Source organism: Candidatus Schekmanbacteria bacterium (assembly GCA_003695725.1).
Lineage (GTDB): Bacteria > Schekmanbacteria > GWA2-38-11 > GWA2-38-11 > J061 > J061.
In genome coordinates this window covers 1-11114 of sequence record RFHX01000250.1, presented here as the reverse complement: position 1 = coordinate 11114, position 11114 = coordinate 1, and the positions used below count along the sequence as shown (strand labels likewise).

Below are 11114 nucleotides of genomic sequence, written 5' to 3'. Positions count from 1 at the left end.
TGAAACCCTTGTCAGTTAAGCATTTTGAAGCATCAACAGAAAATTTTTTAAAATTTTTCTTGACATATTTCATCTTGAAAAAGTATAAGATAAAAAATTTTTTTTAAAATCATTTTCTCGCTGTTGAGTGTGTGAAGAAAGACCGGTAGTTGACGGCAGTAAATTTCAAAAGCAAGAGAATATTCAGAGAGCTTGTTCAGACCCTGATCCTATCATAAATAGCTGTAAAAAATTTTTTTTATATCTTTTATAAAAGGGTCTAATGAAAAGGATTATATATTTATCATTATTCATTCTCTTGTTCGCACTTCTTGGCAGCATTACAGTTTTCTCCTTCTCTTCTGCTCCTGAACAGCCAATCAAATACAGCCATAAAGCTCATATAGATCAAGGACTTGAGTGTGATGAGTGCCATATATATGTAAAGACTCAAACCTTTGCAAGCATTCCTAAAATTTCAAAATGCCTCGAATGTCATGAGGATGCAATAACAGAGAGCAAAGAAGAGGAAAAAATTAGAACCATTGCTTCCAAGGGGGGAGAGCTTCATTGGAAAAGAGTATTTAGACTTCCTTCCCATGTCTTTTTTTCTCATAGAAGGCATGTTGCAGTGGGAAAAGTCGAATGCGTCGAGTGTCATGGGGAAATGTGGAAATTGACAGAACCTCCAAAAAAACCATTGAAGACTTTAGTAATGGAAGACTGTATCAATTGTCATATAAAGAGAAATGTGGCTTGGGACTGTATCGACTGCCATAAATAGAAAGTTATGAAAGATAAAAAAGGCATAAATCGAAGAAGTTTTTTAAAAGGCGCAGGGCTTGTTTCAGCTGCTGCTGTCACAGGATGCCAAAAAATCAAAAATTCGAATAAGGCAATACATAATTTTTTGAATCAGTATGAAGAAGTCATCGTTCCTTACGATGTTGAAACATGGGAAACAACCAGCTGTTCTCTTTGTCCAAGTTTTTGCGGAATCAATGTTAGAAAAATTGGTGAAAGAGTTGTTAAGATTGAGGGCAATCCACTGCATCCTGTCAATAGAGGAGGCATCTGTCCGCGTGGTGTTGCCGGCATCAATCACCTTTATAATCCCAACAGAGTCAAAAGCCCTTTGAGAAGAGAGGGCAGTGGCAATTCTGCTAAATGGATCCCTATCTCGTGGAATGATGCTTTGAAGGAATTGTCGGACAAGCTGATTTCACAAAGGAATGAAAATCCTGCAGGCGTTATGTTTTTGCACAGCATAAGAAGTTCAATATTGGAGAAGAGATTATATCACCATTTTATGGAATCATACGGCAGTCCCAATTACATTCCTTTCAATGATGCCTATGATTGGGATGATGAATGTCAGCTTGATGCAATTTATCTAATGCAGGGGATTTTAAGAAAACCATCCTTTGATATAAAAAATTCCGGCATTGTCCTCTCTTTTTCAAATGACTATCTTGAAAGCTGTGAAAATCTTATGCAGTCGATTAGTTCATACGGATATGCACGCAGAGAAAGAAAAGAGGGCAGAACGAAATTTATTCATTTTGGTACAAGACTTTCATCGACGGCAGCCAGCGCTGATAGATGGATTCCAATAAAGCCCGGGACAGAGGCAATCATTGCCCTTTCCATAGCTTATGTACTCATACGAGAAGACCTATATGATTATAATTTCGTTGCTAAATACTGCACAGGATTTGAAGATGAGGTGTCAAAAGATGGAAAAATAAGGCGAGGATTCAAGTATTGGGTTATGAGCGGTTATGCCCCTGTAGATGTTGAAGAAATAACAGGGGTAAGCGCTGAAGAGATAATTACTGTTGCAAGAGAGCTTTATTCTGCAAGGCCTGCCATTGTCATTGGAAGACGTGATGATATAATGACACAAATGGCTGTGCATAGTTTGAACCTCCTTTGTGGAAGCATAGGCTCCAAAGGAGGAATGATATTTCCCCACCAAATTCCATTGACTCAAATTCCAAAAGTTAAAAAGGATGAAGTCTCTAAAGCTTCCTTTGAAAACAATGACAAATCGTCATCAGGGGCAGAAGGTTTCAATGAAAACAATCCAGCATCAGTGATTTCGAAATTCAAAGATAATGCCAATCCGGTCAAACTTCTCTTAGTGAAAGATGCAAATCCGGTATATTCCTCACCGGCAAGAGATGAATGGATAGAAATATTGAAAAAGATTCCATATAAGGTGAGTTTTTCTTCTGTAATGGATGAGACAACCTCTCTTTGTGATTTAGTACTTCCCGATTGCACTTATCTTGAGAAATGGGGTGGGGCGGCTGTAAATACATCTGAAGGTTATCAAGTTTTTTCGGTATCAAAACCTGTTGTTTCTCCAGTAGTTGATTGCAGGGCAACAGAGGATGTTATACTTGAAGTTTCTTCTAAAATGCCGGTAGGAATATCAAGAAATCTACAGTGGAAAAATCTAAAGGAATACCTTGAATGGTCAATTGAAGGACTTTTTGACGCCGGACGAGGCGATGTAATATCTGAAGAGTTTAAAGGACGGTGGGTTCGGCTTCTTGAGAAGGCAGGATGGAAGGTTCCTAAAAAAATCACAAAGCAGGAATTTGTTAAAGAGGTACTTGAGAAGGGAGGATGGTGGGATCCGATTTTTTATTATAATGAATTGCCGGGGATTATTGATCCAAAAAAAGGTAAAGTGGAATTTATGCCGACCTCTTTGAAGCCGCAGATTGAAAAAATCATTGGTTCAAAAGAAAAGGAAGTTAGAACTAAGTATTCGCGTTTTATTGAAGGAAGGGTAAATCCCTTTTATCCTGACTTGATATCTGAAAGAATCAGTGAGAAGGAAGGGTTATATCTTCATATTTCCAAAACCATATCACTTACTTCTCTTTCACAGCCAAATTCTCCTTGGTTGATGGACAATGCAACTTCAGTAATTTCTGATCGCTGGGAAACTTGGGTGGAAATTAACCCTGAAACAGCAAAGAAGATGAATTTGAAAGATGGGGAATATGTCATTATCGAATCATCAAAAGGAAGAATAAGGGCGATTGTTTCTATTTCAGAGGGAATACATCCTGAAAGTATTGCTATCCCGGCAGGTTTGGGACATAAAGGGAATGGCGAGTGGTCATCAGGCATTGGGAGTAATGCTGTTGATGTTATGATTGAAGAAAGAGACCCTTTGTCAGGGGTTTTACTCCCTGATAGGACAATGGTTAAAATTTATAAGGCATAGGTGAAATATGGCTCGATGGGGAATGGTAATCGATCTTGACAAATGCAACGGCTGTGGTGCTTGTGCTGTGGCTTGTATTGCTGAAAATAATATAGCTCCTTCGAATCCTCAATGGTTTAGGCAGGGCAGATCGATTAGATGGATGGATTATCTGATTGAAAAGGAAGAACATTATCCTGAGGTAAAAAAGAAGATTCTTCCACGGCCTTGCTTCCATTGTGATGAGCCGCCTTGCATAAAGGTATGTCCTGTAAGAGCAACATTTAAAGGGGAAGGCGGGATTGTGGGACAGGTATACCCGAGGTGTATTGGATGCCGCTATTGCACAACAGCATGCCCTTATACTGTTCGTTATTTCAATTGGTTTGTACCTGATTGGCCAGATGAGATGAAGCCAATGTTCAATCCTGATGTTTCTGTGCGTCCTAAAGGGGTTGTTGAGAAATGCACATTTTGCCACCATCGTCTTCAGAAGGCAAAAGATAGGGCTCGGTTTGAGAAGCGTGAAATGAGAGAAGATGATTATATTCCTGCATGTGCTGAAGCATGTCCGGCAAAAGCAATCTATTTTGGAGACCTCGATAACCCTGAACATAAAGTTTTTACTTTGTCTAAAAGCAGACGGGTGAGACGGCTTCTTGAAGATTTAGGAACAGAGCCGAAGGTTTTTTATTTATCAGAAGGTGAATAAGCAATGGCGGAAGAAAATTTGAAATCTAAATTTAAAGATCCTGATGACATACTTCTTGAACCTGTCATAAATACGGGGAAGGGCTTTTATATAACCGTAGGAATTTTACTTGCAGTGATTGCTTGGGCTGCCTTTGCTTATATTTGCCAGTTGAGGTGGGGACTTGGTGTTACTGGTATGAACCGTCCAACATTTTGGGGCGTTTATATTACAAATTTCGTATTTTTTATTGGTATCAGTCATGCAGGGACCTTAATTTCAGCAATATTGAGAATCGCTCAGGCTGAGTGGAGGCGTGCGATAACAAGGTCGGCAGAGGTTATAACGGTAATGGTCTTATTCATCGGTCTTGGGAATGTAATTGTTGACCTCGGACGTCCTGACAGATTGATGAATCCCGTAATCTACGGCAGATTTCAATCACCGCTCATATGGGATTTTGTGAGTATTTCGACCTACCTTACAGCAAGCTCTATTTATCTCTATATTCCACTGATACCTGATATTGCAATAATACGGGATAAGACGAAGAAATTCCGCCTTTTTTATACCATTCTTGCAATGGGGTGGAAGGGCACTGAAAGACAGTGGCGGATTCTTGAAAGGCTGATATCTATAATGGCAATTCTTGTTATACCTATAGCCGTTTCAGTGCATACTGTTATTTCTTATGTTTTTGCAATGACAGTACAGCCAATGTGGCACAGCACGATATTTGGTCCCTATTTTGTTGCAGGAGCAATTTTTTCAGGCATTGCGGCGCTGATTATTGGAATGGCGATTCTGCGAAAGGCATTCAATCTCGAGGCATATTTCAGAAAAATCCATTTTGAATATATGGGAATTCTTCTTCTTGTTATGACGCTTCTGTGGTTCTATTTTACTTTTTGTGAATATCTTACAACCTATTATGGCGCAGAACCTTCCCATATGGCAGTCTTTTGGGAGAAATTCAATGGCCGTTATGCCGCTCCCTTTTGGGGAATGGTTTTAACCTGCTTCATTATCCCTTTTGCAATACTTTGCAACAGCAAAACAAGAACAATAACAGGCACAGTAATCGCTTCTGTTTCCGTGACTATTGGTATGTGGCTTGAGAGATTTTGTATTATAGTTCCAACTTTGGTCAATCCTCGTCTTCCCTATGATAGAGGGTGGTACTTTCCTACTTGGGTAGAATTTTCAGAGCTTGCAGGCTCCTTTGCTGTCTTTCTTCTTCTATATGTGCTCTTCACGAAATTTTTTCCAATGATTTCGATTTGGGAGATCAAGGAAGGAAGAGAAAAAGGTGCCGAAGAAGTAAGAGAGAGGGTTGACAGCTATGTGCCTCATTTTGAAAAAGGCGAAGCAAAAAGTTAGCATTTTAGAGGTGTTTTTGTATGGATGATAAGAAGATAGAAACAATCGCAAAGATATGCCAATTTTTGATACTCATCTTTATGTGGCTTTTTGTAAGCGGGATAATAGCTTTTGTCTTGAATGGTTATTTTTTTGCAAAGGAGTGGCAGGACCCGGCAATGCCATTTGCTAAAATAATTGGAATGGTAGCCATACCCCTGTTTATCATTTTGGGGCTTGTCGTAAGCACTATCTATTTTGGCATTTCTAAAGATAAAAGTGAATAAATTTCATTTATGATAGAGATGAAAATGCAGAAGAAAATTGGACAAAGAAGTTTGAGGATTTTTTTATTTCTACTCATTCTTTCCTTCTCATCCCTTTTGTATGCTGAAACTGTAATATTGAAAGGCGAACCCTCAGCAGGATGGGATGCTTTTTATACAAAGGGATGTATCGCTTGCCATTCCGTTTGGGGTGAAGGTGGAAAGGAAGGTCCTGAGTTGGGCACAGTTAGAGGAAGGCGAGCTGATATTTCAGTTAGTGCTCTTGCAGCAGGAATGTGGAATCATGCTCCAATAATGCTGGAACATAGAATATTGAAGAAAGCCGCAACTGAAAGTATTTCGCAGAAAGAGATGTCAGACATCTTTGCTTTTTTGGTTTTTATGCGCTCTAACATAGAAATAGGCAATTCATCGAAGGGAGAAAAGGTTTTTAGAGAAAAAAAATGTGGAGAATGCCATACTTTGAGAGGGAAAGGAGGAAGAATTGGTCCTGAATTGACTACTTGGGGACGGTATTCGAGTCCAATAGCATGGGCATCTTTGATGCTCAATCATGCCGCAGGTATGAAAAGTGCAATGAGAGATGCCGGAATTAGATGGCCTGTTTTTAGAGGAAGTGAAATGGTTGACCTTGTGGCATATGTAAAGGAAGTAGCGGGCAGTGCAGAAAAGGAGTATCTAAGCCCCGGTAGTCCTTCAAAGGGGAGGAGTATATTTAGAAAGAAGGGGTGTGCCAATTGCCACAGCATATTCGGAAGAGGCGGAGGGGCAGGTCCCGACCTTTCACGCCGTCTCATTGAAAAGGATGCAGAGAGCAGTACAATATCACAGCTTGCAGGCTTGATGTGGAATCATGCTCCGCAGATGATTGCAAGCGGTGCACCTATTGGCAGAGGAAGCCGTGGGTTTACAGCAGAAGAGATGTCTGATTTGATGGCTTACCTTTTTAGTTTGAAATATGTTGAACCAAGAGGTAATGCCTATCTGGGCAAGAAACAATTTGAAGCAAAGAAATGTGTCATCTGCCATACTGTTGGGAAGAAACCGGAAAGCGGTAAGATAAAAATTCCTTTGCCCGGAAGAGAAGTTTCTTCGATTTATATGGCGTGGGCTATGTGGAATCATGGTCCTCAAATGAGAGACAAGATGAAGGAAAAAGGAATTTCATGGCCTCTTATGAATGCTGATGAGTTGAGAAATATTGTTGAATATTTGAAGAAACATTAGTCCCTTTTTTCGCCTGCCTTATTTTTTTTCTTTACAATAAAAAAGTTTTCAGTTTATAAAAAATTAAAATTCCAAAATTTTTTTTGTTCAGTTAAAAATGTTAAATAGAAAAAATATATATTTGATTTTTGCTTTAATTTTATCTTTTTCGCTTCTGCCGTATCTGAGTTTTGCCAAAAGCTTCAGTCTCAATCTAAAAAGCGCCTATGATTTCCGTTCAGCCCGATTCAAGGATATTAGGACTAACGATGTTGACCACGATTTTTTTCAATACATTACTTTTAAGAGTGAAGGTTATGGGCTAGAAAATCTTGAAACCTATGCAAATGGAAGAATAGAGCGCGATATAGATGGCACAGGGATAAAGGACTATTTTCGTGATGTGCGCGATACTTACAGCGGTGATGATAGGATTTCAGATATTTATAGTATTTGGGCTAATTTTAAAAATGTTTTAGGCATATTTGATTCGAAGATAGGAAGACAGTATTTTTATGGTGCAGAATTGGCACATTTCGATGGTGCCTCTATTGATTTCAATAAAAGCAATCTTTTCAACTTATCCCTCTTTGGCGGACGAAGAGTGAGTCTCAGATACCATCCGAGAAAAAAGGGTATTTGGGGTGGAAACTTTGATTTGACAATAAATGAAAAAACCCTCTTTGAAGCACGCTTTGTCAAGTATCTTGATTTTAGTTACGACTTTGCTTTTCATCAGAATGTAACGCGCAATCTTGACCTATCACTGAAATATGCACTCATAAATAACGACCCAAGGAATGTGAGCGCAGAATTTGATTATTTCTTCCCAAAATTATCATCGAATATAAAGATTTCATATTTTAGATTGTTGGGAGGCAGTAATGCCGATGACTATGATTTTGATTATACATCTTCATCCAACAGGGGAAAGGAAGGATATGATGTTGCCCGTTTGAATATCGGTGACTTGGATCCATATGAGGAATTATCGATTTTATGGAACCAGCCCCTTTTTAAAAAATTTGCCTTGGAAGCTTCTTTAACTATTCATGACCTTTTGAACAATAATGAAGGCGATCAATACAATTCAGATTTTCTTGAATTTACTGCCGGTTTGAATTGCAGGGATATAATGCTTGAAGGCAACGACATATTTGTAGAATGGCGTCATTATAAGGATGAAAGAAGTTCAAAGAGATTTGAGACTGAATCGAATGAAGTTAGAGGACAATATTCACAGATGTTAGGCAACAATATTTCAGTTTCAGCAGGCACATTTTATAGGTTTTATGATTATAACCGCAATGTTTATCAGACATATGGCTTTTCAACAGAGATTAGAGGCGAAGTTACTAAGAGGATAAGTTATCTTGTTGCATACTCTTATGAAGAAGATGATGAGCTTGCAGTTCCTTTCTCAAAACTTGATTATTTGCAGGGTGTTAGAGTAGAGCTTGAATTTAACTTTTAGTCGGAGAATTTTAGAATTTTATGGTGATGGAAAAGAAAAAATACAGTGTTGCAGCTCTTTGCTTATCTATTCTGCTTCTGTGTTTCGTTAGCTTTTTTTCTGCCTGCAATGAGGAAGATTCGGGACTAATTTTCCCTCATAGCTTTCATACCAACCCTGATGGTGAAGTTGGGGCAGAGTGCAGTGATTGCCATATGACTGATGTCAATGGACAGAAAATGAAACTTCCAACCCATGAAGAATGTTCTCAGTGCCATGACATAGAAGAAGGAAAGATTGAATCAACAGAATGTAATAAATGTCATACGAGAGATGATAGAAAGGTATTTGTCAAGTTTGTCAAGTTAGCGCCGAAAGATCTCATCTTTTCTCACAAGAATCATACAGATAGAGGAACTGAATGTGAACAATGCCATCCTGAAATTATAAACCGTGAAAAAGTTTCCTTTGCTGATATTCCAAAGATGGAGAAATGTTTTGAATGTCATAATGAAAAAGAGACAAATTGTAGTAAATGTCATTCAGAAATTCGGGAAAATAGAAAGCCAATCGATAATGAACTTTCTATTTCCCATGACCTTTCATGGAAGACACTTCATAGAAATAAGATTGAGGGAAATGAGAAAAAATGTATTCTTTGCCATCAGACATCCAAATGTCAGGACTGTCACTTGAAGAATAAACCTTCTTCACATACTTTGTCATGGAAGCAGGATATACATGGAAGATATGCAACTCAGAATAGAGATAAATGTGCTGTATGCCATCAGGCAGATTTCTGCAGTCGCTGTCATCAGCAGAAACCTACAACTCATTTTGAGCCTAATTGGGTGCCGAATCACAGAGTAGTGGCAAAGAGAAATGCAAGATCCTGTCTTGTTTGCCATAAGAAAGATTTTTGTGGTGTTTGTCATACTATAAATCTTAAAAAGCTTGTTAAATAAAAAAAGGTGAAATGATTAAAAAAACATTTATTGCAGTTAGATTATTTTTCTTAATGCTCCTTTGTTCGACTTTTTTCTTAACCGCCTGTGGTGGTGGAGGAGGCGGAAGTACAAGCAGTTCAGATGAAACTAAAGTTAAAAGTCCTCCCTACTTGGGTAGAAAATATATAGGAAGCAATCGCTGTAAACATTGCCACGAAAGTAAAGGTGATGAATGGAAGAAAACAAAACATGCTTCAGCATTTTCTGATATAAGCAAAAATAATAAAACCTGCTTGCAGTGCCATACAACTGGTTATGATAAAAAGATCAAAAATGGCGGATATGATGAGAATCCTGAAAAGGGATTAGAAAATGTAGGTTGTGAATCCTGCCATAAAGCAGCAGGCCGTTATTCTCCTCATTATACAAGCCGCTCAAGTGCAAGAAAGATTCAATTCAAGCAAACTCTTCTTTCTTTACAAGCAACTACTTGCGGCAAATGTCATACGAAAACAATTTCCGGTTCGCAGTCGAAGGGTCAATATGACCAATGGGTCAATTCCAAACATTCTAAATCTCTGAAGACATTAAAGGGACACAAAGAGTCAGAAGACAGCTGTCTCGAGTGCCATAGTGTCGATGCAATTTACTACAAAGGATCAGTGTCCATTAAGCGAGCGTCAAATCCTATTACCTGTGTGGGATGTCATGATCCCCACAGCAGCAAAAATAAATATCAACTAAGAACTACCGGCAATGCGACTCTTCCGGGAAGCGGTGTCAAATATGCTGCCGAGAATGCCGCAATATGTTTTACCTGCCATAATGACCAGATTGAGGATGTTGACAAAGCAGTGGATTCAGGAGAGGTGCCTGCACATAACCAAGCGCAGCTTTTGGTTGGTACAGGCGGCTATGATTTTGGTGAAACAATTGACAATTCTTTCCATTCAACATTTGCAGACAAATGTTTGACCTGTCATGGATATAGTACGCCCTCAAGTGGCGAAGATGGGCATAATACCATTGGAAGCCATACATTTATGGTCTCAGATGATGATGGAAATGAGCTTCTCAGTGCCTGCGGACAATGCCACTCAGGTCTGACTTCTTTTGATAGGACTGCAAGAGGAGACTATGACGGTGATGGAAGCACAGAAGGAATTCAATCAGAAGTCGATGGATTATTAACGCTTTTAAAAAGCAAAATACTTGAATCCGGCAATGTAACTGAAGATACTGATTCTTTTGGACGCACATTTTTCAAGTTCTCATCTTCAGCCACTGATAATGAAAAAAGAGCCGCCTTCAACTGGCTTTTTGTCAATAATGACAAAAGTCACGGTGTTCATAATGCAGGTTATGCAGTCAAACTTCTTCAACTTTCCTACAAGAATCTGACCGGCAGTGATGTTCCCGGTGCTGACATAAGATAAAGAAAAATATTGACAAAAATGACATAAAAGGTCATATCCTTCTTCATATCCTGATGATGAGGAAAAAAAATGAAGAAGAATATCGTTCCTGTTGTTCTCTTTCTGATTATAATTCCCGCCTTTTTCTTCTTTTCAATAAAGCTTCAATCGTCATTGGAAAAGGATTTGGTCGAACGATATGGAGAGCAAAAACTTCAAATTGCTGAGCAAGTATCCCGCGCTATTGAGAAGTATTTTTTTTCATTGAGCCGGAATATTGAACTTATGAATGTTCTTTATAGAAATGGCTGGGTAGATTTTTCTTCCAATGATGATTATTTGAAATTTGTATCAGCGTATTTTCAAAAATTCAAGTCTGTTTCCTATATATTTGCTGTTAGAGGTGAAAAAATAATCTTCAAGCCCTTGATTCCATTAAATCAGGGAATGAATTTGGATTTTTTCAAGGAGAAGATAAGAGAATCATTAAAAGATTACACAAAAAATTACAACAAATTCTATGTTAAAAACAATAGGTTCATAATAGTTCTTCC

Annotated in this window: 10 protein-coding genes; all 10 read left to right on the top strand. The window is 38.5% G+C overall.

What is annotated here, in order from left to right; genetic code table 11:
* Positions 1-262 precede the first annotated feature (262 nt).
* On the top strand, positions 263-763 hold the full coding sequence (locus tag D6734_09785) for a hypothetical protein (protein ID RMF93584.1): 501 nt from the start codon (positions 263-265) through the stop codon (positions 761-763).
* Positions 764-769: 6 nt separating this feature from the next.
* Positions 770-3223 (top strand): twin-arginine translocation signal domain-containing protein, encoded by a 2454-nt coding sequence (locus tag D6734_09780; protein RMF93583.1) that lies wholly within the window; start codon positions 770-772, stop codon positions 3221-3223.
* Positions 3224-3230: 7 nt separating this feature from the next.
* Positions 3231-3914, top strand: a complete 684-nt coding sequence (locus D6734_09775; GenBank protein RMF93582.1) for a 4Fe-4S dicluster domain-containing protein — start codon at positions 3231-3233, stop codon at positions 3912-3914.
* Between the two features lie 3 nt (positions 3915-3917).
* Positions 3918-5273, top strand: coding sequence for a polysulfide reductase (locus tag D6734_09770; GenBank protein ID RMF93581.1), 1356 nt, complete (start codon positions 3918-3920; stop codon positions 5271-5273).
* A gap of 20 nt (positions 5274-5293) precedes the next feature.
* Positions 5294-5539 (top strand): hypothetical protein, encoded by a 246-nt coding sequence (locus D6734_09765; protein ID RMF93580.1) that lies wholly within the window; start codon positions 5294-5296, stop codon positions 5537-5539.
* A 9-nt stretch (positions 5540-5548) separates the two neighbouring features.
* Positions 5549-6766, top strand: a complete 1218-nt coding sequence (locus D6734_09760; GenBank protein ID RMF93579.1) for a hypothetical protein — start codon at positions 5549-5551, stop codon at positions 6764-6766.
* A 97-nt stretch (positions 6767-6863) separates the two neighbouring features.
* Positions 6864-8219: a hypothetical protein gene (locus tag D6734_09755; GenBank protein ID RMF93578.1), complete on the top strand. Its 1356-nt coding sequence runs from the start codon at positions 6864-6866 to the stop codon at positions 8217-8219.
* Between the two features lie 20 nt (positions 8220-8239).
* Positions 8240-9163: a hypothetical protein gene (locus D6734_09750; GenBank protein ID RMF93577.1), complete on the top strand. Its 924-nt coding sequence runs from the start codon at positions 8240-8242 to the stop codon at positions 9161-9163.
* A gap of 11 nt (positions 9164-9174) precedes the next feature.
* Complete coding sequence (locus D6734_09745) at positions 9175-10581, top strand: hypothetical protein (protein RMF93576.1); 1407 nt, start codon at positions 9175-9177, stop codon at positions 10579-10581.
* Positions 10582-10650: 69 nt separating this feature from the next.
* Positions 10651-11114: hypothetical protein (locus tag D6734_09740; GenBank protein ID RMF93575.1), on the top strand; the 464-nt coding region annotated here is incomplete at its 3' end.